A 22037-nucleotide genomic window follows, 5' to 3' on the forward strand; every position below is an offset into this window, starting at 1 on the left:
CCCCGGTGCTCTCATGCGCGCCATGACCACTCCATCCGACGACCACCCCACATCCGACCGCGCCGCCACCGCCGCCGCCGCAAGGCCGCCGGCGCCCGCCGTCGGCAACCCGGTAAAAGGGGTGTTCTGGATGCTGGTGACGGGGCTGTGTTTTGTCGCGGTGACCGCCCTTGTCAAATACCTCGGCAATCGCATCCCGCCTGCGGAATCGGCCTTTCTGCGCTACCTGATGGGGCTGGTGTTTCTGGTGCCGATGGTCGCGACGCTGCGCCGGTCGCGGCTCACCGCCCGGCTCTGGGGGCTGTTTGCCATGCGCGGCTTTGTGCATACGCTGGGGGTGATCCTGTGGTTCTTTGCCATGACCCAGATCCCATTGGCCGAGGTCACGGCGATGAACTACCTGTCGCCGATCTATGTCTCCATCGGTGCCGCCCTCTTTCTGGGCGAACGGATGGCCCTGCGCCGTGTGGGCGCCATTCTTGTGGCGCTGCTGGGCGCGCTGATCATCCTGCGCCCCGGATTTCGCGAGGTAGAGGCAGGCCATCTTGCCATGCTCTTTACCGCGCTGGCCTTTGGCGCGTCCTACCTTCTGGCCAAAACAACGGTTGATGGCACCAACCCGGTGGTTGTCGTGGCGATGCTGTCGATCTGGGTCACGGTGTTTCTGGCTCCCTTTGCCGCCGCGGTCTGGGTGACCCCGAACATCTGGGAGCTGGCTGTCCTCTTTGCGGTCGCCTGTTTTGCGACAGCGGGGCATTTCACCATGACGCTTGCCTTTGCGTCAGCGCCGGTGACGGTGACCCAGCCGGTAACCTTTCTACAATTGCTTTGGGCGACACTTCTCGGCGCCCTCGTCTTCGAAGAGGCGGTGGATATCTGGGTTGTCGCCGGTGGCTGCCTGATCCTGGCGGCTGTCAGCTTCATCACCTGGCGGGAGGCGGTGCTGAAACGCCGGGCGCTGACACCTGCCAGCCTCGCCACAAAGGTCTGATTTCGCAAAACCGTCACAGAGCACTGATAGGGACACCGGAATAATTCGAGAATAGAGGTGAACGACATGCGCGTCCGATGGATCTTGGCTCTTCTGATTGCACCGGCGGCGCTGGTGCAATCGGCTTGGGCCGACACCGGTCATGTCGGGCTGGAGATCTGCAATGACACCGCAGTGCCGCAGTCGCTCAGCCTGGCGTTCCGCGATGACGGGCGCTGGATCTCCCGTGGCTGGTGGCAGTTGCCACCCGCCACCTGCGAGCGGGTGATCGACGCCCCGCTGCGCAACCGCTTCTACTACTTCCGAAGCGAGGCACAGGACTGGCAGTTTCAGGATGAGCGGATTTCCTTCTGCACCGCGCCGGATGAGTTCACCATCTATGGCGACCATGATTGCGCCATACGTGGCTATGACAGCGCATTTTTTGCCAAGATCGACACCCAGGCGCCCGCCACCACCACCGATGCCCCCGGCGCCAAAATCGCCTATGTGGCGCAGCTCAGCGAACATTCCCGCCCGCGTCACGCCCCGCCTGAAAGCGCGGCGTCAGGTGCCACCGCGCCGCCGGGCAGCGGGTTTGATCGGGATGTCACCTTTCAGGGCTGCGAAGTCCGGCAGAGCGACGGGCGGGTGATCTGCAAGCTGGTGATGGAGGAGGGGCAGATCTGCGTCATCAATGACGGCGCGACAGAGCCTGCCATCATCGAGCGTCTGCTGACGCTGGATGCAGGCGCTCCGGTGCGGGTGGCCGGCAATCGTCTGGCGATCGGGGATCGCGTCATCCAGGCCAGCATCAGCGCGCTGACAGAGCGGGACGAGACCCGATATGACACCCTGCTTACTCAGCTGGCGGGCAGGTGGGTCTCACAGTCGGATGCCTACGATCTTTTTGTGGTCGAAGGGGCGGCGCGGCGCAATTTCTACGGCTCGGTCGAAACCATGACCGAACTGCTTTCGGTGCAGACCGCCTGCGCAGATGCTGCGGGTGCGGGCCCGTTCCTCGTCGCCCAGGCCGAGGACGGCGGGCCGACCCATTGTTACCGCATCCTCTCCCTCACGGAGACCGATCTGGTGCTGGGCTACATGCCGCGTGACAGCCGATTGCACTATCGCCGTCAGGACCTGCCGCTGAACTGAACTGCCATCCGGTCGACGGGCCAGATCGTCGGGCAACGGCCCGGCTCAGTGGCTGTCAGCCGATCGCCAGATCCACAACCCGATGTGCCGCCCGGCGCGCCTGTTCGGGATCCAGCGGCGTTTCGGACTGGGCCGCCTGAAGCCAGACACCATCCATATAACATTGCAGCGCCTGACGGGCGGTTTCGACCCGGTCCTGCGGCAACAGGCATTTCAGCTCGGCCCGGAAATGGCTGCGCACGCGGCTGCGGTTGATTCTGTGCAGCCGCGACAGACGACTCGAATAAGGCGCGCTGGCCCAGAACTGCATCCACAGGCTACAGGGCGCGACACGAAACAAATCATCGTCAAAATTGGCGTCCATCACCGCATAAAGCCGCTCTTTTGGCGTCTGCGCCGTGGCATATCCACGAATCATCGCCAGGCGCAGCTTGTTCAGCAGATGGCGCATCGTGGCCTCCATCAGCCCTTCCTTGGAGCCGAAATAATAGTTGATCGAGGCTGCCGAGGCCCCCGCTTCCTTCGCGATTTCCGCCATGGTAACAACACCATAGCCGCGGCGGTGGACCGCAACGATGGTTGCTTCGATCAGCTCTTCGTTCCGGATGTCGCGAATTCTTTTTCTAGCCATATAGAAGTCTTGCGCCAGCTCGGTCTGCGTTTCAACTCCTGTTATGACTATTCCGGATCTTGAATGGTCATTTAAAAACTATTTGGGGACCTCCCGTTTTCTGCTATGTCTGTCGCACACGTCAAAAGGGCGACCAACGCCCATCCAAGGGAGGGACGTATGACAACAATCATCTCAGCCGGGATCTTGCTGGCCTTTGCGCTGGTGATTTTCTGCGTGATCAAATGGTGGAACATGCGCATCGTCGGGGTCACCCCGGTGCCGCTGTTCACCTTCATCGCTATTCTTTTCACCTCGGGTCTGGATGTGGGGCTGATCATGTTCCCACTCGCCTTCGACTTCCCGCTTTACGCGGATACGGCGACAGAGCCCGCCTATGCCTTCACCAATCCGCTGGCGCTCGAATTTGGCTTCTGGGGCTTCCTGATCTGGGCGTTCTACTTCCTGACCGCCTTCTATTTCTGCGCCATCGAGCCGCGGGTGAAGTTCTTTGAAATCGGCATCGTGAAGCTGCTGAACAATCTGGTGATCATCACCACCTGCGCCTTCACCGGCGCGCTGTTCCTGATCTACATGCCATATTACATCGCCGAAGTCGGCGACGGCGAGACGGTCATCCCGGCCTTCTATGTGATCTGCTTCCTGGTGATCCTGGCGGCGGCCTATTCCTCGACCGATATCAAATACGTCCGTATCCTGTCGGTGGCCTCCACCTTCCTGTTCTTCGCGCTGATCCTCGGCATGTGGGCCTATGCAGGTATGGGGCTGGGTGAGTTTGTCACCACGGCCGGCAATATCGGCGGCTACTTCGGCAATATCCACAAATTCATCCTGCCGCTGACCGAATACCATGAATTCTACCTGTTCTGGTGGTTTGCATGGTCGATCATGATCGGCCAGTTCACCTCGCGCTTTGTCGGTGGCCTGACCACATGGCAGCTGCTGGCCTCACTGCTGGTGTTCCCGTCGATCCCGCTCGCGGTCTGGTTCTCGGTGCTGTATTTCTACCACCTCAACACCATTCCCACCGCTGGTCTGATCAACTGGTCCATGACGGTTGTTGGCATCCTCTTCGTGATCAACTCGTTTGACTCGCTGATCCGCCTTTACACCGACAACATGAACCTCAGCGCCGAACGTCTGGGCAAGCTGCCTTACGTGCTTGGCAACGCCGTGGCGCTCTTTGCCCTGACCCTGGCCTTCCAGAGCCAGTGGCTGCAGATCCAGTGGGTCGGCACCGTGGTGATCGGCATCTACATCGCCTGCCTGATCTACATCTTCGTGAAGAAGCGCAGCGAAGTTGCAGCCATCACTGCCTCGCCTGAGGAAAACACCCTCGATTTCGATCGTATCAAGACAGCCCACTAAAAACCGGGCGCCCCGGCCCGCCGGATGGCAGGGCCGGGGCCTTTCGCGGCATCGCCGCACCGAGATATCCGACAGGTTTGGTCTTTTGCGCCATGGGCCTCGCGCCTTGGCTCTCTCCAATCTGTCACCCCAGATCACCCGGCCACAGGCCGCATCGCAGACCATAAGGAGCGCTTCGACATATGACTGCCCCGAACATCCTGATCGTGATGGTTGACCAGTTGAACGGCACGCTGTTCCCCGATGGTCCCGCCGAGTTCCTGCATGCGCCGAACCTGAAAAAACTGGCCGCCCGCTCCACCCGTTTTGCCAATGCCTATACCGCCTCGCCCCTCTGCGCGCCGGGACGGGCGTCTTTCATGTCCGGCCAGCTGCCCTCGCGCACCCGCGTCTATGACAACGCCGCCGAATTTCGCAGCGACATCCCCACCTACGCCCATCATCTGCGCCGTGCGGGCTATTACACCTGCCTTTCCGGCAAGATGCATTTTGTCGGCCCCGACCAGCTGCACGGGTTCGAGGACCGGCTGACCACCGACATCTATCCGGCCGATTTCGGCTGGACGCCGGATTACCGCAAACCGGGAGAGCGGATCGACTGGTGGTATCACAATATGGGATCGGTCACCGGCGCAGGCATCGCCGAGATTTCCAACCAGATGGAATATGACGATGAGGTCGCCCATCACGCCAAGGCCAAGCTCTACGATCTGGCCCGTGGCAAGGACGATCGCCCCTGGGCGCTGACCGTCAGCTTTACCCACCCGCATGACCCCTATGTGGCGCGCCGCAAGTACTGGGACCTCTACGAAGATTGCGACCACCTGCTGCCAGAGGTCCCGGCGATGGACTACGCCGACCACGATAACCACGCCAAACGGATTTTCGACGCCAACGACTGGCGCAGCTTTGATATCTCGCAAGAGGACATCAAACGTTCCCGCCGTGCTTATTTCGCCAATATCTCCTATCTTGATGACAAGATCGGCGAGATCCTTGAGGTGCTGGAAACCACTCGGCAAGAGGCGATCATCCTCTTTGTCTCCGATCATGGCGACATGCTGGGCGAGCGTGGATTGTGGTTCAAGATGACCTTCTACGAAGGCTCCGCGCGGGTGCCGCTGATGATCTCCGCGCCGGACCTGCCCGCGGGCCGGATCGACACCCCGGTCTCCACTCTCGATGTGACGCCAACGCTGGGCGCGCTGGCCGGTGTGGATATGGCAGAGATCGAACCCTGGACGGATGGGCAGAACCTGCTGCCTTTGGCCCTTGGGGAGGAGCGCAGCGCACCCGTCGCCCTGGAATACGCAGCCGAGGCCTCTTATGCGCCGCTGGTCTGCCTGCGCTATGGCAAATGGAAATACACCCGCTGCGCGCTCGATCCCGACCAGCTGTTTGATCTGGAGGCCGACCCGCACGAGCTGACCAATCTGGCCGCTGACCCGGCCCATGCCGGCACGCTGAACTCCCTGCGCGCCAAATCCGAGGCCCGCTGGAACCTTGAGACCTTCGACGCAGAGGTGCGCGCCAGTCAGGCCCGCCGCTGGGTCGTCTACGAAGCCCTGCGCCAGGGCGGCTATTTCCCCTGGGACTACCAGCCGCTGCAAAAAGCATCCGAACGCTACATGCGCAACCATATGGATCTGAACGACGTTGAGGACGGCAACCGCTTTCCTCGCGGCGAATAGACCACTCACACACACTCCTACGCCAGTTCTTCTGGCCCTAAATATCCCCGCCGGAGGCATAAAATCATGACACACCCCGCACAGCCCAAAGCCAGCCATTTCATCAATGGCGCATATGTCGAAGACACCAGCGGCACCCCGATCCCGGTGATCTATGCCGCCACCGGCGAGCAGATCGCCACGGTCTACGCGGCCACGCCCGCAATCGTCGAACAGGCGCTCTCCACCGCCAAAGCCGCGCAAAAGGCATGGGCCAAGATGACCGGCACCGAGCGCGGCCGCATCCTGCGCCGCGCCGCCGACATCATGCGCGAACGCAACCACGAGCTCAGCGTGCTGGAAACCTACGACACCGGCAAGCCGCTACAGGAGACGCTGGTGGCCGACGCCACCTCCGGTGCCGATGCGCTGGAGTATTTCGGCGGCCTTGCAGGCTCCCTCACCGGCGAGCACATCCCGATGGGCGAAGACTGGGTCTATACCATGCGCGAGGCACTGGGCCTGTGTGTCGGCATCGGCGCCTGGAACTACCCGACCCAGATCGCTTGCTGGAAAGGCGCGCCTGCGCTGGCCTGCGGCAACTCGATGGTGTTCAAACCCTCCGAGACCACGCCGCTCTGCGCCCTCAAGGTGGCCGAGATCCTGCATGAGGCGGGCGCTCCGGCCGGTATCTACAATGTCATTCAGGGCATGGGCGAGGTTGGGGCTGCGCTGGTCACCGACCCGCGCGTTGATAAGGTCTCGCTGACCGGCTCGGTGCCGACCGGCAAGAAAGTCTATGCGGCGGCGGCTGAGGGCATGAAGCATGTCACCATGGAGTTGGGCGGCAAGTCGCCGCTGATCATCTTTGACGACGCCGATGTGGAAAACGCCGTGGGTGGCGCCATCAATGGCAACTTCTATTCCTCCGGTCAGGTCTGCTCCAACGGCACCCGCGTGTTCGTGCAGAAGGGCATCAAGGAGAAATTCCTCGCCCGTCTCGCTGAACGCACCGGCAACGCAATCCTCGGCGACCCGATGGATGAGGCCACCAGCTTTGGCCCGATGGTCACCGAAAACCAGATGAACATCGTGCTTGGCTACATCGAGAAGGGCAAAGAAGAGGGCGCCCGCCTGATCTGCGGCGGCAAGCGCGCAGACATGGATGGTTTCTTTGTCGAACCGACCGTCTTTGCCGATGTGACCGACGATATGACCATCGCCCGCGAGGAGATCTTTGGCCCGGTGATGTCGGTCCTCGACTTCGACACCGAGGAAGAGGTGATCGCGCGCGCCAATGACACCGAATTCGGCCTGTCGGCGGGCGTCTTCACCAATGACTTCAGCCGCGCTCACCGGGTGATCGGCCAGCTGGAGGCGGGCAGCTGCTTCATCAACTCCTACAACGACGCGCCGGTCGAGGCGCCGTTTGGCGGCGTGAAGGCCTCCGGTGTGGGGCGCGAGAACTCGAAAGAGGCGATCAAGCACTTCAGCCAGGTGAAATCAGTCTACGTCCGTATGGGCGACGTCGAAGCGGCGTTCTGATTGCCCTTTTGGGCAACGCCCACCCACCCGCCCCGTTGCCCAAAAGGGCAATCAGGGCAGGGCGCAAAATAACCGGAGCTGCCTGCCCAGGCGGGCAGCCCGGCAGGAAATGCAAGGCAGAGCCGGGCAGGCGGGCAGCCCCCGGTCTCAGCGACGGAGAAAAGAAATGAACGCGGATTATGTGATTGTCGGCGCCGGCTCTGCCGGCTGTGCCATGGCTTACCGCCTGTCCGAGGCAGGAAAATCGGTTCTGGTGATCGAACATGGCGGCAGTGATGCCGGACCGTTCATCCAGATGCCGGGGGCGCTGAGCTACCCGATGAATATGTCGATGTACGACTGGGGCTACAAATCGCAGCCGGAACCGCATCTGGGCGGTCGCGAACTGGTCTGCCCGCGCGGCAAGGTGATCGGCGGTTCCTCCTCGATCAACGGCATGGTCTATGTGCGCGGCCACGCAGGCGATTACAACCACTGGGCCGAGACCGGGGCGACAGGCTGGTCCTATGCCGACGTGCTGCCCTATTTCAAACGTATGGAAACCTGGGACGATCGCGGCCATGGCGGCGATGCGGACTGGCGCGGCACCGACGGCCCGCTGCATGTGACCCGCGGCCCCCGCGACAACCCGCTGCACGCGGCTTTTGTAAAGGCGGGCGAACAGGCCGGCTATCCGGTGACCGAGGATTACAACGGCGAGCAGCAGGAAGGCTTCGGCCCGATGGAAATGACCGTCTACAAGGGTCAGCGCTGGTCCGCCGCCAACGCCTATCTGAAGCCCGCGCTGAAGCGTGACAATTGCGATCTGATCCGCGCCTTTGCCCGCAAGGTGGTCATCGAAGAAGGGCGCGCCGTCGGCGTCGAGGTCGAGCGGGGCGGCAAGATCGAGGTGATCCGCGCCAACGCCGAGGTCATTCTTGCGGCCTCCTCGCTGAACTCGCCCAAACTGCTGATGCTCTCGGGCATCGGTCCGGCCAAACATCTGGCCGAGCATGGCATCGACGTTGTTGTCGATCGTCCCGGCGTGGGCCAGAACCTGCAGGACCATCTGGAATTCTATTTCCAGTTCGCCTCCAAACAGCCGATTACCCTGTTCAAATACTGGAACCTGCTTGGCAAGGCGATGGTGGGGGCGCAGTGGCTGTTCACCAAAACCGGTCTGGGCGCTTCCAACCAGTTCGAAAGCGCCGCCTTCATCCGCTCGGACAAGGGCGTCGATTACCCGGATATCCAGTACCACTTCCTGCCCATCGCGGTGCGCTATGATGGTCAGGCCGCAGCCGAGGGCCACGGTTTTCAGGCCCATGTCGGCCCGATGCGCTCGGACTCGCGCGGTGAGGTCACGCTGGCTTCCAGCAATCCCAAGGATGCGCCGAACATCCTGTTCAACTACATGTCGACCGAGAAGGACTGGGAGGATTTCCGCAAATGTATCCGCCTGACCCGCGAGGTATTTGCACAGGATGCGATGAAGCCGTTCGTGAAATATGAGATCCAGCCCGGCGATGGGCTGCAATCGGATGACGAGCTGAACGGCTTTATCCGCGAACATGTCGAAAGCGCCTATCACCCCTGCGGCACCTGCAAGATGGGCGCGGTGGAGGATCCGATGGCGGTGGTTGATCCCGAATGCCGCGTCATCGGCGTCGAGGGGCTGCGCGTCGCCGACAGTTCGATCTTCCCGCGCATCACCAATGGCAATCTCAACGGTCCCTCGATCATGACCGGCGAGAAAGCCTCCGACCACATCCTCGGCCGCCGCCTGCCGTCGTCAAACGCGCAGGCCTGGTTCAACCCGAATTGGCAAACCTCCCAGCGCTGAACAGCCGGGGGATAGCCCTGAAACGCCCGCTGCACCCCGTTGCGCGGGCGTTTTTTAGTCGGCCGAAGCTGCCGGTTTGATCCGCGTCAAAGTGGGCAGGGGCAGGGCTGGCTAAGGTCCGTCTGACGCTGAAAAATCAAGGAGCGAGCAGATGTCCAATACCCCCCACGAACTGGCCGAAGAATTTCCCGACAAGCAGTCGCAGATCCATGCGCTGAAGCAATCGGACGCCCATTTTGCCAAGCTTGCGGACAGCTATCACGCGGTGAACCGCGCGGTGCATCGCGCCGAAACCAATGTCGAGCCGATGTCCGAAACTGCCGAAGCCGACCTGCGCAAACAGCGCGCCGCCCTCAAGGATGAGATCTGGGGCATGTTGTCAAAGGCGTAAGAAACCCAGCCAACAACAGCAAAGAGGGGCGCCGCCGGTGCCCCTCTTTTCCTGTCACCCGCGCGATTATTCCTGCGATATCATGCCGAAGACCGGGGCCGAGATATCGCTCAGCCCATTTCTTCCTGACATTCGATTGCCGCTTCAAGCGCCTTGTAGCTCCCGGTGAGGTCTATCGACATGACTTCGCCCTCGGTCGTGTAGAGCGTCATCGTCTGTTTGATCGCGAGGTCGAACAGGAAATCGGGGTTGTCAAAGGCGATATCCGCCCCGGGCACATCCTCAAGATAGATGCCCGTCGCATCGGCATCATAATCCTGACCGTCAAGCGAGAAGAGAACCGGATAGGAGGCCCCTTCCTCGATGTCGCCCCAGCCCATGTTGAAGGCAGTGACATAGCCCGTGCCTTCGGTGCGGTCAAAACCGATGCGGACAACGGATCCATCGGTGAATTCCGACTGGATCAGGCAGCCGTCGCCCAGTGAGGGATCAATCAGAACATCCCAGTAATCAGAGGCCCCCCATTGCTCCAGTGTCTGGGCACCGACCGCGTTGGTATGGACCGCACCGATCAACAAGAAACTGGCGGCAATAGCTGGGATTTTCATGTGGTTACTCTCTTTTCCGGGGGACACTCGTATCTGGCTGCCGAGCTTGGAGGCTTGCCCCTGTTTCTGCAAGAAACTTTTCTGGCGGGGCGCTCAGGTCCTGCTGGGCACCGTGGCTGGGTGTTCCGCATCCTTTCAGCTCACCTCATAAGGCAGCACGCCGCGCTGGTCGGTGTTGATGCTCAGCCGCCGTTCCAGCGGTGGCACCGATCGCTGATGGCAATCGCGTCGTTCGCAGATCCGGCAGGAGATGCCAATCGGCTCATAGGCGCTGTCCTGACTCACATCCAGCGTATCGGCATAGACCAGAGCGTCGGCATGGCGCACCTCGCAGCCCAGGGCAATCGCGTAGCGCCGGACAGGAGAGCCAAAGGAACCGCCCGGTTTCGACACATCCCGCGCCAATGAGATATAGCGCACCCCGTCCGGCGTCTCCGCCAGCTGCCGCAGGAACCGGCCCGGCGTCTCAAAGGCGCGGTGCACATTCCACAGCGGGCAGGCGCCGCCAAACCGTGCAAATTGCAGCCGCGTGGCCGAGTGCCGCTTGGTGATGGTGCCCGCCTGATCAACCCGGACAAAGAAGAACGGCACCCCCTTGGCGCCGGGGCGCTGCAATGTGGACAGGCGATGCGCCACCTGTTCGATCGAGGCGCCAAAGCGGGTGGCGAGCAGCTCCAGATCGTGGCGGCAGTCCACGGCGGCATCCAGAAACTGCCGGTAGGGCATCATCGCGGCCCCGGCGAAATAGTTGGCGAGGCCGATCTTGGCGATGGAGCGGGCCGCCTCGCTGTGAAACTTGGCAAAGTCCAGCGTGGCCTCCAGCAGGTCGTTCTGATGCAGCAGCGCCACCTGCAACAGCAGCTGGAACAGCTGCGTCTGCGGTGAGGCACGGTTGGACAACCGCAGCACCTTGCCTGCCGGATCAAACTTTCGCAGCCCGTCGATATCGCCGAAAACCACGCTGATCCCGGCCTGATCCAATGCGGCGATGGCGGCGCTGCGGGCGTCTAGCCTGCCACTGAAATTCTCTGCCGCGCGATCCACCGCATCAATGTAGTTGTCACAATAATGGAAGAAATCGCGCACCTCTTCCCAGGGCGAAGCCTGAATGCGCGCATCCTCGCGCCCCAGCGCCTCATCCAGCGAGGCCAGTCGCTCATGGGTCTGACGGTAGGCGCGATGCAGCGTCAGCAGCGCGCGCGCCAGCGCCGGCGCGTTGGAAGCCGTCAGCCGCAGATCCGCCATTGGTACTGCCGCATCGGCAAAAACCGGGTCGGCCATCACCTCACGCATGTCGCTGACCAGTCGTTCGCTGTCACCGGTGGACAGCTCGGTGACATCCAGCCCGAATTCCTGCGCCAGCGCCAGAACCACGGTCGTGGAAACCGGGCGGTTGTTGTTTTCCATCTGGTTGAGATAGGGCAGGGAGACCCCCAGCTTGGCGGCGAACTCCTTTTGCGTCAGCGACAGGCGCAGCCGCATTTCCCGCAGCTTGGCTCCGGCATAGAGTTTCTGTTGCGCCATGGGTGTCCCCTTTGCAAATATTGGATATTGCAACTGTAGAATTGCAAATCATGCGGTGCAAGAGCGGCACGCCCATCGGACGCGCTGGCGGGGAAAGTGCAAGGTGATGATGGGAGGGCGTTATGCGAACACCCGAACCGGGCAGGGCGGCGCTGCTGCCGCTCAGATCCCGAGGTTTTTCTCGCGGCGGATCACCACCTGGATCGACACAAAGCCCAGAACGGCGGTGGCCAGCATGATGGTCAGCAGCGGCACTGGCGTCGATCCCGGAACCAGCAGGTAGCCCGCATAGGCGCTAAGCCCGGCGCCAACGCCAATCATGATCGCACCGGCAAGCCCTGAGGCGGTGCCCGCAAGATGGGGCCGCACCGAAATCGCACCGGCGGTGGCATTGGGGATCGCCATGCCGTTGCCCAGCCCGACAAAGGTCATGAAGCCAAAGAAGGAATAGACGCTGTCGGCACCCGCCAGCGCCAGTGTGAGCGACAGCGCCACGCCGATGCCGTTGATCAGACAGCCCCAGAGCACCATCCGATTGAGCCCGATCCGGGTCGAATAGCGCCCGGACAGGAAATTGCCGATGAAATACCCCACGGCCGGCGAGGCAAAATAGACCCCAAGCTCGGCAGCAGACAGACCATAGACCTGTGTGCCGACAAAAGGCGCGCCGCCCAGATAGGCAAAAAACGCGCCCGACGACAGGCCCGAGGCCAGCGAATAGCCCCAGAACCGCGGCGACCGCAGCAGCTCGGGATATTCGCGGAACTGCGCCATCAGGGTCTTGCCGCTCTTGCGGGCGGTTTCGCCAAGGTCGAGATAGGCAATCGCGAATGTTGCCGCCCCCAGCACCATCAGCAGCCAGAAATTGGCTTTCCAGCCGAGGGTCTCTTCCAGCGCGCCACCGATCACCGGGCCGATCATCGGCACCACCGCCATGCCCATGGTGACATAGCCGATCATGCTGGCGGCGGCATCATTGTCGTAGATGTCGCGCACGGCGGCACGGCTCAGCACCATCGCAGAGGCGACAATCGCCTGACACATCCGAAACAGCAGAAAGATCTCCGCCGTCGGCGCATAAAGACAGCCCAGCGTCGCCAGCAAGAACAGCGCCACGCCCCACAGGATGACCGGGCGGCGCCCCAGCTTGTCGGAAATCGGCCCGACAAAAATCTGCACCGCCGCGCTGACGGCAAGGTACAGCGCGACCGACAGCTGCATCAGGCTGTAATCGGCATCAAAATATCGGGCCATCCCGGGCAGGGAGGGCAGAAAGATATTCATCGCCAGCGCCGACAGCCCAGAGAGCAGGATCAGCGTGCCGATATTGGGGTTGGACCGACGGTCCAGAAATCGCCGCGGAATGGTTCGCATGTGAACGAATTAGGTCACACCGCGGCGATTGTCCATAATGCGCAGCCTCAGACCAGCAGATCGTCGCTGATCTGATCCAGGGTCATATTGCGCAGCGTGATGCTGTTGTTGCCATCAAGGTCGAAGTATAGATCGTCGCCCACCTCGCTGGCGCGGGCGAGCACCTCGGCTCTGCTGCCGTGGCCGACGATGCGCAGCGTGTCGATGTCGTCCTGAAAGTCGCGGATGGTGTCATTGCCGCCATTGCGGGCAAAGATGAAGATATCGGCGCCGCTGTTGCCCACCAGACGATCATTGCCGCCGGCGCCGTTCAGGCGGTCATTGCCGCCGCCACCGATGAGCAGGTCAATCCCGCTGTTGCCGTTCAAGGCATCATTGCCGCCATCGCCGCGCAGGGTGTCCCGTCCGCCGCCGCCGACCAGCCGGTTGTTGGCGTCATTACCGATGAGCAAATCCCGGCCTCGCCCGCCGATGGCGTTCTCGATGTTGACGCCATGGGCTATTGTCACATCGCTTTCGGTGTCAAAGCTTGAGAAATGCATCTCGCGCAGATCCAGTGTCACCGCCGTGCTGCGGTCGCTGGCGTTGAAGGTGTCGCGGCCACCGGTGTCCCAGATCACATCCACGGTGTCGGTGCGCGATCCGCGATAGGTAGAGTTGCCGGTGTTGTAATCGACGGCACCCCAGATGTCCTGCAGCGCCAGCACGTCAAACAGCATCATCGCATCGCTGTCCTGCCCGTTCAGCGGGTTCTCGCGGTAGGACATCACCGAATAGAGGTTGCTGTCATAGCCTTCGGGCAGGCTTGAATCATGGGTGTGCTGAAGACCAAGAGCATGTCCCAGTTCATGCAGGATGAGGCTTTCACGGTTGTCCTGTGACATATCCAGGGTGTTGTCAAAAACCGCATAGCCGTCCCAGCTGCTGATATCACTGCCGCGAAAGCTCATGCTGTAGCCGCCGATCCCGACCGTGCTGCCGGGGATGGTGACGGAGCCGAGGTTCAGGTCGGGATCAGCCGCGCCCCGCACCTCGACAAAATCGACGTTCAGGAAGGTTTCGATATGGTCGAACGCCTCGGCAAAGGCAGCCCGTTCCGCGGCGCTGAAACTCTGCCAGCCGGAATATGTGCTGCCGGTCGGCAGATCGCCGGGCGCGGAGCTGCCCGCGAATTGATAGGTGATGGTCAGCCGGGGGGCGTTATCCGTGTTGATCGGATTGCGGGTGTAGAACCCGTCGAACTGCATGGCCTGTATGATCTGGGAAGGGTGTAACATGGGGGGTGGTCCGTCTCCGTTGCTCGGCCCCGGTGATACGAGCACATCGGTCAGCACATCAAGAACACCCGCCGCTTCGGCGGTTTCTGCGCGGTTCTGTGCCTGTTTGCAAATTAGCGCATCTGTTACGCAAATGCTTTGCAAATTTGCCATTATTGACTTTGGCTTCTCCTGTGCAGCGTCTATGGTCGCCTGAAATTCAACAGGGGGCATGGCCATGAAAGATATCCTTTCCGAGCTGGAAGACCGTCGCAACGCAGCGCGACTGGGGGGCGGACAAAAGCGGATCGACGCTCAGCATGGGCGCGGTAAACTGACCGCGCGCGAGCGGATCGAGCTGCTGTTGGACGAGGGCAGTTTCGAAGAATTCGACATGTTCGTGGCGCATCGCTGCACCGATTTCGGCATGGAAAAACAGCGCCCGGCGGGCGATGGCGTGGTTACCGGTTGGGGCACCATCAATGGCCGGATGGTCTATGTCTTCAGCCAGGATTTCACGGTGTTCGGCGGCTCTCTGTCGGAAACCCACGCGCAAAAGATCTGCAAGATCATGGATATGGCGGTGCAGAATGGCGCGCCGGTCATTGGCATCAACGATTCCGGTGGCGCCCGTATTCAGGAAGGTGTCGCCTCGCTTGCGGGCTACGCCGAGGTGTTCCAGCGCAACATCATGGCTTCGGGCGTGGTGCCGCAGATTTCCGTCATCATGGGCCCCTGTGCCGGCGGCGCGGTCTACTCGCCCGCGATGACCGATTTCATCTTCATGGTGAAGGACACATCCTACATGTTCGTGACCGGCCCCGATGTGGTGAAGACCGTCACCAACGAGGTCGTCACCGCCGAGGAACTGGGCGGCGCCTCGACCCACACAAAGAAGTCCTCGGTGGCTGATGGCGCCTTTGAAAACGACGTCGAAGCCTTGGCGGAGGTCCGCCGGCTGGTCGACTTCCTGCCACTGAACAATCGCGAAAAACCGCCGGTTCGCCCCTTCTTTGATGAGCCGGGCCGCGTCGAAGCCTCGCTCGATACGCTGATTCCAGAGAATCCCAACACGCCCTACGACATGAAGGAGCTGATTCACAAAGTCGCGGACGAGGGGGATTTCTACGAAATTCAGGAAGATTTCGCTAAGAACATCATCACCGGCTTTATCCGCCTTGAAGGGCAGACCGTGGGTGTTGTTGCCAACCAGCCGATGGTTCTGGCGGGCTGTCTCGATATCGATTCCAGCCGCAAGGCGGCGCGGTTCGTGCGCTTCTGCGACTGTTTCGAGATCCCGATCCTGACGCTGGTTGATGTGCCGGGCTTCCTGCCGGGGACCAGCCAGGAATATGGCGGCGTCATCAAACATGGGGCAAAGCTGCTGTTTGCCTATGGCGAGGCGACGGTGCCGAAGGTTACCGTGATCACCCGCAAGGCCTATGGCGGCGCCTATGACGTGATGGCCTCCAAACATCTGCGTGGCGATTTCAACTACGCCTGGCCGACGGCGGAGATCGCCGTGATGGGGGCCAAGGGTGCGACCGAAATCATCCACCGCGCTGATCTGGCGGATGCCGACAAGATTGCCGAGCACACAAAGGATTACGAAGAACGCTTTGCCAATCCCTTTGTGGCGGCGGAACGCGGCTTCATCGACGAGGTGATCATGCCGCAATCCACCCGCAAACGCGTCAGCCGTGCCTTTGCGTCGCTGCGGGGCAAGCAGCTCAAAAACCCGTGGAAAAAACACGACAATATCCCGCTGTAACACCCGGACCCGTTCCGGATTTCCTGACCCAGACCCTTGCGGCCAAAGGTAAATATCGCCTTGGTTGCGAGGGGCGATGAGGATACAACTCAGATGTCAGCGCCTGCCTATGCCGCGATCTGCCGCCACCCCGATGGCAAAAGCCTGTTGGAAATCAGCGGGCTGGAACCAATCGCCGGCATATCGGGTGGATTGTTCGCAAAATGCGATCAATTTGAACAATCTCAGATGTTTGCGCCCACATTTGTATCTTTGTTTGACACCGGAACCGAATCTGACACATGATCCGCGCCAGCTCATATCGGACAGCGCGCACCGCGTGTGCAGCGCCTGCAGCCCCGACAGGAGGAGCCCATCGTTTTTGGGGTCGGGGCTGCGGTATTGGGCCTGTCATTAAATCTGCCATGACGGCCTCCGGAGTCTCGGTTCTGCTTGCCCTTGGCGCGGCTGCGCAGGCCGGATCGCTGCCGATTGATCTGCCATCGGGGCAGGAGGTCGATCTGCATGAGGTTCTTCTGGACGACAGCACCGGCGAGCTTTGGGTGCGCTTTCGCTTTCTTGCGCCACAGATTGCCCGCGACGCGGCGCTGATCAGCTATGAACAGGCCGCCCCGGATATGGATCACCTGTGCCAGACCCTGGTTCTGGCCTATCTGCACCAGCATGGGCTGGAGCCGGTCCGGGTGGTGATCTCGCTGTCGGACCGCGAAGTGCCCTTTGGGGCGGCGGATGCGGCGGCGACACAGTTCTTTGAAAGCTACCGCCCCGAGGGTGACAGCTGCATCTGGGAGGCATTCTGATGATCTGTTGTCTGCCCCGCGGGCTGCGGGCCACTACAGCCCGGCAGCTGCCGCCGGTTCTGGTGTCCCCCGGTGTCACAAAAACGCCGATGCAGGCTGAAAACTGGCGCTTTTTTGCAGCTTTGCCCGCCGAAGTGTCGTCGGATCCGGCTTTGGGATGTGAAACCCCGCGCATCTCCGCTACTCTCTCGTCAGATCACATGAGCGTGATCTGTTATTTGAGGATGAGGCAGGCGCCGGCCGTGGCCCGCGCAGGTTTCAAAGACACAATTGGGAGACAGAAATGTCCAAGAGCATCAAACTCGTTGCCCTGGTGGGCCTGCTTGCAGCCGCCGCAGCCTGCGCACAGCAGGAAGAAGAATACGTCGTTGTCGAGCCCGAGCCGATTTCGGCTGAGCCCGTTTACACCGGCAAATACAAGTAATCACGACAGGGGTCCGGCCCTGCGGCCGGACTCTACCGTCCCGCGGGGTGCCGGATCGGAGGCACCATCATGCTAAAACACCGCGGTTTCCCCGGCCGTCTGCCGGGCACCGATTTTCAATTCGTCATCCGCCGTCCCAACCCCAAGGGGGTTACGCCGATCACCCGTCGCGAACGGTTCCGCGACCGTCGCCCGGCAGACCGGCGCGCCGATGCGGGCTTCATGCAGGCGCTGTGGGACTGCTTTGGCGATCAGCCCTTTGAACGTGGTAATCTGGATGCAGGTCGTCTGAGCTGGCTGTTCGGCCGCGAGGTGATCCCGGCCGAAGACCCGTTTGATCCCGAAAGCTATGAGGCGCTGCTGGTCATCAATGTCGATGTTGCCCAGCTGTCCTTTCCCGAAGTCTTCGACGGGAGCGCGCGCTGAGATGTTTGCCGGGCCCGACCATATCGCTGTGCAGAGCTGTCGTCGCCTCGCGCGACCGCCGCGCAGTGGCTGTGATCGGGCCCCGGCGAATCTCTTGACCCTGCGCGATGTGACGAGCCCCGCGGCAAACCCGGCCGCAGGGAGGGTCAGATCGCGGGGCGGTGACACTATATGCGGCGCGAGCCGGGCATTCCGGGCCGATTTCGGCGTAATCCTGCAGGGCAGATCCCGGTTTGCGCAACTTCTCGCCAAATTGGCGTGTTTTGCAACTCAGGGGATGTTTCTGTGGCGCGGGCTGTGCACTCTGGTCGTGACAGGTCAGCCTGTCGTGCATCTGATCCAGCCCCTTCGCCTGGAAGGGCAGGTTTGCCCCCCCAATCGCGGCCTGCCCATTTTTTCCTTGGATGCAAAGGCGGAAGCTTGCCAATTGCCCCCCAGTGTTTGGCAGGCTTCTGCGCATTCCCCTGATCCGCAACAGAAATCCTTGTTTGCTCTGGACCGTGCTGCGAACAGTTGCGCAGAGCTTGGATCACAAAACGAAGGATCATTCCAATGCAGGCAAAACTCATTCTTGCGGCTTTTGGCCTCTGCACCGCGCTTGCGGCCTGTGGCGACACCACCGGCGAACAGGTTGTTTACGGTGCCGGTGCCGGTGCCGTCGGCTCGGCGCTGCTCAACGGCAACCTGGTCACAGGTGCCGCTGTTGGTGCTGCGGCCAACGTCATCTACTGCAAGGAAAATCCGCGCAAGTGCTAGGCCTGCCGGTGGCGCCGCAGGCACGCGCCTGTATCGCCGCAGCCATGCCCTGACAGCAACGCCGTCTGACCGCCTCGTCGCAGGGGCGGTGGCCGCGCGCCACATATATATCACCGCACAAAGGCCGCACCCGGAGACCCCTCCGGCGCGGCCTTTTTTGTGTTCTGACGAAGCCAAGACCGTGACGGGGCAGGGCTCCGTCACCCACCGAAGACAAGGGACAGCCAATGTTTGAAAAGATCCTGATTGCCAACCGGGGCGAAATCGCCTGCCGGGTCATCAAGACCGCCCGCAAGATGGGCATCAAGACCGTTGCCATCTACTCGGACGCCGACAAGCAGGCCCTGCATGTCGAAATGGCTGATGAAGCTGTCCACATCGGCCCGCCGCCCGCCAACCAGTCCTATATCGTCATCGACAAGGTGATGGAGGCGATCCGTGCAACCGGTGCGCAGGCGGTGCATCCGGGCTATGGCTTCCTGTCGGAAAACGCCAAATTCGCCGAGGCGCTGGCCGCCGAAGGCGTCGCCTTTGTCGGCCCGCCGGTGGGCGCCATCGAAAGCATGGGTGACAAGATCACCTCGAAGAAGATCGCGCAGGAGGCTGGCGTCTCCACCGTGCCCGGCTACATGGGCCTGATTGCCGACGCTGACGAGGCGGTGAAAATCTCCAACGAGATCGGCTATCCGGTGATGATCAAGGCCTCTGCCGGTGGTGGTGGCAAGGGGATGCGGATCGCCTGGTCCGATGAGGAGGCCCGCGAAGGGTTCCAATCCTCCAAGAACGAGGCGGCGAACTCCTTTGGCGACGACCGGATCTTCATCGAGAAATTCGTCACCCAGCCGCGCCATATCGAAATTCAGGTGCTCTGCGACGGCCATGGCAATGGCATTTATCTGGGGGAGCGCGAATGCTCGATCCAGCGCCGCAACCAGAAAGTCGTCGAAGAGGCGCCGTCGCCCTTCCTCGATGAGGACACCCGCCGCGCCATGGGCGAACAGGCCGTCGCCCTGGCCAAGGCGGTGGGCTACGCCTCTGCTGGTACGGTGGAATTCATCGTCGATGGCGACAAGAATTTCTACTTCCTGGAAATGAACACCCGCCTTCAGGTCGAACACCCGGTCACCGAACTGATCACCGGTGTTGATCTGGTCGAACAGATGATCCGTATTGCCGGCGGTGAGCCGCTGTCGATCACCCAGAATGACGTCAAACTGAACGGCTGGGCCATCGAAAACCGCCTCTATGCCGAAGATCCCTATCGGGGTTTCCTGCCCTCTATCGGTCGCCTGACCCGCTATCGTCCGCCCGCCGAAGTCGCCGCAGGCCCGCTGCATGACAGCGGCAAATGGCAGGGCGACGCCCCTGCGGGCGAACTCGCCGTGCGCAATGACACCGGCGTCTTTGAGGGCGGCGAGATCTCGATGTATTATGACCCGATGATCGCCAAGCTCTGCACTTGGGGGCCGACACGCGAGGCGGCGATTGCCGCCATGCGCGATGCGCTTGACGGCTTCGAGGTTGAAGGCATCGGTCACAACCTGCCGTTCCTCAGCGCGGTGATGGATCACCCGATCTTTATCGCGGGCACCATGACCACCGCCTTTATCGAGGAGCAATATCCCGAAGGGTTCGTCGGGGTGGAGCTGCCGGAGCAGGATCTGCGCAAGATCGCCGCCGCTTCTGCCGCCATGCACCGGGTTGCCGAAATCCGCCGTACCCGCGTGTCGGGCCGGATGGACAACCACGAACGCAAGGTCGGCAGCGACTGGGTGGTCTCGCTTCAGGGTATGGATTTCAACGTCATCATCGACGCTGACCGCGACGGCTCCACCGTGCGGTTTGACGATGGCAGCACCCTGCGCGTCACCTCGGACTGGACCCCCGGCGATCAGCTCGCCCGGCTGACGGTTGGCGGTGATGCTCTGGTGGTGAAGGTCGGCAAGATCTCCGGCGGGTTCCGCATCCGCTCGCGCGGGGCCGATCTGAAGGTTCATGTGCGCACGCCACGACAGGCGGAACTGGCCAAGCTGATGCCCGAGAAAGTCGCCCCCGACACCTCCAAACTGCTGCTCTGCCCGATGCCGGGTCTGGTGGTGAAACTGGAGGTTGAAGTCGGCGACGAGGTTCAGGAAGGTCAGGCGCTCTGCACCATCGAGGCGATGAAGATGGAGAACATCCTGCGCGCCGAGCGGAAAGGCGTCGTCAGCATGATCAACGCCGCCGCCGGTGACAGCCTCGCCGTTGACGAAGTGATCATGGAATTCGAATAACACCAGATGATGTTGGTGCAGCCATATCGCAAACTGGCGCGTGTCGCCTGTCTGGCGCTGGTCCTTTCGGGGCTGGCGGGCTGTGCCATGCAAGATGAGGCGGCGGCCCGTGCCGCCGTCGGCGACTGGGTGCAGCTGGGGGAGACACAGTATTACTTCTCCCGCCGCAACTGCGCCGCAGGCGTGTTCGAAATCAAGGCCACCCGGATTTCATCGCTGCTGACCAAGGCACGGTCGGTCCGGGCGGGGCTGCGTCATCTCGATGACGACAAACCCGTCGCCTTTGAGGTGCCCGGACTGTCGCCCAATATGGTTTCGGTTCAGGTGATGACGATGGATCAGGGGCGCGGCAATGGCATCTTTGCCGCCGGGATCGTCGGCAAGGACTGCATGCTGGAGGAGGTGAGCCGCGCCTATCTGATCGCGCTGCTCGATCCGACATCGGTGTTGATCTATGAGCCACGCGCCCGGTTCATGGCGGTGGTGGACCGCACCAACAGGCGTCTGTTCTACGCGCAGGGCGGGGCGGTGTGATGGGCCTGCGATCTGCCACCCAGCCGCTGCGGGACGCGGCCCCGGATCCCGGCGCGTTTCATCGCGCGGGTGCGGGGCGCGGTGCATCGGCGGCGGCTCAGCTGCCGCGCCGTTCCTTCACCTCGCGCAGCCGGTCGGGGAATTTGTCGATCGTCCGGCTCAGCTCGCGCACGGTCCAGGGCTGCGGCTTGCGCAGTTTGACGCCGCCGTCCTTGCCGATCAGAACCAGCATGAACCCGCGCGGCCGCAGTGTTTTGCGCAGCGCAGACGTCACGCTTGGATCGGTATCGGTCAGCACGATGACATCGCGATCCAGCAGCGCCTCGGCGCCGTCGGTCAGCCGCTCCATCTGCTCGTGGAACCGCGGATCGGCAGGGCTGTCGGCAAAGACCACGATGGGGCGGTATACCCACAGGAGACTGTCCAGATCGACGCTGTCACCGGCGCGGATCAGCTGGGTGATCGGATCCTGCGCCAGGTTTTCTGCGGTCTGCGGCAGCTCCTGCGCGGCGCTGGCGGGATCGGTGCCTTCGACCATCATCGTTGCGGTCTCACCGCGCGCGTCATCTGCGGCCTCGGTTGTTGCAGGCTCCTGCGCCATGGCCGGGCCGGGCAGCGCCAGCAGCAGCGCCAACGCGGCGCCCGCAGCTGGGACTGCGGGCCAAAATCGGGTTTTTCCAAAGACAAACAACTGTTTCATCGGCTCTCCTGTAGCGATGAATATATGCTCCGCCCC

20 protein-coding genes are annotated in these 22037 nt (G+C 61.9%); 14 read left to right on the forward strand and 6 right to left on the reverse strand.

The window, feature by feature from the left end; translation table 11 throughout:
- Positions 1–22 precede the first annotated feature (22 nt).
- Both VWZ87_RS12830 and VWZ87_RS12835 read left to right on the forward strand, forming a co-directional pair.
- Positions 23–991 (forward strand): DMT family transporter, encoded by a 969-nt coding sequence (locus VWZ87_RS12830; protein WP_416535108.1) that lies wholly within the window; start codon positions 23–25, stop codon positions 989–991.
- A 66-nt stretch (positions 992–1057) separates the two neighbouring features.
- Entirely contained in the window at positions 1058–2128 is a 1071-nt protein-coding gene (locus VWZ87_RS12835) for a DUF1036 domain-containing protein (protein WP_416535109.1), read from the forward strand.
- 55 nt (positions 2129–2183) lie between these two features.
- Here the strand turns inward: VWZ87_RS12835 and betI are convergent, their stop codons facing one another.
- The gene (gene betI, locus VWZ87_RS12840) at positions 2184–2759 is read right to left on the reverse strand and encodes a choline-responsive transcriptional repressor BetI (RefSeq protein ID WP_340546046.1); all 576 of its coding nucleotides are present in this window, start codon (positions 2757–2759) and stop codon (positions 2184–2186) included.
- A 159-nt stretch (positions 2760–2918) separates the two neighbouring features.
- Between betI and VWZ87_RS12845 the strand changes: the two genes are divergently transcribed.
- The 5 genes from VWZ87_RS12845 to VWZ87_RS12865 all read left to right on the forward strand — a co-directional run bounded on the left by VWZ87_RS12845 (position 2919) and on the right by VWZ87_RS12865 (position 9555).
- The gene (locus VWZ87_RS12845; protein ID WP_340546045.1) at positions 2919–4127 is read left to right on the forward strand and encodes a BCCT family transporter; all 1209 of its coding nucleotides are present in this window, start codon (positions 2919–2921) and stop codon (positions 4125–4127) included.
- Positions 4128–4309: 182 nt separating this feature from the next.
- The gene (gene betC, locus VWZ87_RS12850) at positions 4310–5818 is read left to right on the forward strand and encodes a choline-sulfatase (protein WP_416535110.1); all 1509 of its coding nucleotides are present in this window, start codon (positions 4310–4312) and stop codon (positions 5816–5818) included.
- Positions 5819–5884: 66 nt separating this feature from the next.
- Positions 5885–7342 carry a betaine-aldehyde dehydrogenase gene (gene betB, locus VWZ87_RS12855; RefSeq protein WP_416535111.1) on the forward strand — a complete coding sequence of 486 codons (1458 nt, stop codon included), beginning with the start codon at positions 5885–5887 and terminating at the stop codon, positions 7340–7342.
- A 166-nt stretch (positions 7343–7508) separates the two neighbouring features.
- The gene (gene betA / locus VWZ87_RS12860; protein ID WP_340546042.1) at positions 7509–9164 is read left to right on the forward strand and encodes a choline dehydrogenase; all 1656 of its coding nucleotides are present in this window, start codon (positions 7509–7511) and stop codon (positions 9162–9164) included.
- A gap of 151 nt (positions 9165–9315) precedes the next feature.
- Entirely contained in the window at positions 9316–9555 is a 240-nt protein-coding gene (locus VWZ87_RS12865) for a YdcH family protein (protein ID WP_340546041.1), read from the forward strand.
- Between the two features lie 110 nt (positions 9556–9665).
- On the opposite strand, the gene VWZ87_RS12870 is transcribed toward VWZ87_RS12865, so the two are convergent.
- The 4 genes from VWZ87_RS12870 to VWZ87_RS12885 all read right to left on the reverse strand — a co-directional run bounded on the left by VWZ87_RS12870 (position 9666) and on the right by VWZ87_RS12885 (position 14338).
- Positions 9666–10163: a hypothetical protein gene (locus VWZ87_RS12870; RefSeq protein ID WP_340546040.1), complete on the reverse strand. Its 498-nt coding sequence runs from the start codon at positions 10161–10163 to the stop codon at positions 9666–9668.
- A 135-nt stretch (positions 10164–10298) separates the two neighbouring features.
- Positions 10299–11687 (reverse strand): helix-turn-helix domain-containing protein, encoded by a 1389-nt coding sequence (locus VWZ87_RS12875; protein ID WP_340546039.1) that lies wholly within the window; start codon positions 11685–11687, stop codon positions 10299–10301.
- A 162-nt stretch (positions 11688–11849) separates the two neighbouring features.
- Positions 11850–13061 carry a multidrug effflux MFS transporter gene (locus tag VWZ87_RS12880; RefSeq protein ID WP_340546038.1) on the reverse strand — a complete coding sequence of 404 codons (1212 nt, stop codon included), beginning with the start codon at positions 13059–13061 and terminating at the stop codon, positions 11850–11852.
- 47 nt (positions 13062–13108) lie between these two features.
- Positions 13109–14338, reverse strand: a complete 1230-nt coding sequence (locus VWZ87_RS12885) for a M10 family metallopeptidase (protein ID WP_416535112.1) — start codon at positions 14336–14338, stop codon at positions 13109–13111.
- A gap of 217 nt (positions 14339–14555) precedes the next feature.
- Between VWZ87_RS12885 and VWZ87_RS12890 the strand changes: the two genes are divergently transcribed.
- The 7 genes from VWZ87_RS12890 to VWZ87_RS12920 all read left to right on the forward strand — a co-directional run bounded on the left by VWZ87_RS12890 (position 14556) and on the right by VWZ87_RS12920 (position 21301).
- Positions 14556–16088 (forward strand): acyl-CoA carboxylase subunit beta, encoded by a 1533-nt coding sequence (locus VWZ87_RS12890; protein WP_416535113.1) that lies wholly within the window; start codon positions 14556–14558, stop codon positions 16086–16088.
- Between the two features lie 404 nt (positions 16089–16492).
- Entirely contained in the window at positions 16493–16888 is a 396-nt protein-coding gene (locus tag VWZ87_RS12895) for a DUF6497 family protein (RefSeq protein ID WP_260104883.1), read from the forward strand.
- 283 nt (positions 16889–17171) lie between these two features.
- Positions 17172–17312, forward strand: coding sequence for a hypothetical protein (locus VWZ87_RS12900; protein WP_416535114.1), 141 nt, complete (start codon positions 17172–17174; stop codon positions 17310–17312).
- 69 nt (positions 17313–17381) lie between these two features.
- Complete coding sequence (locus VWZ87_RS12905; RefSeq protein WP_416535115.1) at positions 17382–17738, forward strand: hypothetical protein; 357 nt, start codon at positions 17382–17384, stop codon at positions 17736–17738.
- Positions 17739–18290: 552 nt separating this feature from the next.
- A complete protein-coding gene (locus VWZ87_RS12910; protein WP_340546034.1) occupies positions 18291–18494 on the forward strand; it encodes a hypothetical protein in 204 nt (67 codons plus the stop codon).
- Positions 18495–18721: 227 nt separating this feature from the next.
- Entirely contained in the window at positions 18722–20767 is a 2046-nt protein-coding gene (locus tag VWZ87_RS12915; RefSeq protein WP_340546033.1) for an acetyl/propionyl/methylcrotonyl-CoA carboxylase subunit alpha, read from the forward strand.
- Positions 20768–20776: 9 nt separating this feature from the next.
- A complete protein-coding gene (locus VWZ87_RS12920; protein ID WP_340546335.1) occupies positions 20777–21301 on the forward strand; it encodes a hypothetical protein in 525 nt (174 codons plus the stop codon).
- A gap of 97 nt (positions 21302–21398) precedes the next feature.
- Here the strand turns inward: VWZ87_RS12920 and VWZ87_RS12925 are convergent, their stop codons facing one another.
- Positions 21399–22001 carry a DUF4174 domain-containing protein gene (locus VWZ87_RS12925; RefSeq protein WP_416535116.1) on the reverse strand — a complete coding sequence of 201 codons (603 nt, stop codon included), beginning with the start codon at positions 21999–22001 and terminating at the stop codon, positions 21399–21401.
- Positions 22002–22037: the final 36 nt, after the last annotated feature.

Origin of the sequence: Phaeobacter sp. JH20_37 (assembly GCF_048056015.1) — a bacterium.
GTDB lineage: Bacteria > Pseudomonadota > Alphaproteobacteria > Rhodobacterales > Rhodobacteraceae > Phaeobacter > Phaeobacter bryozoorum.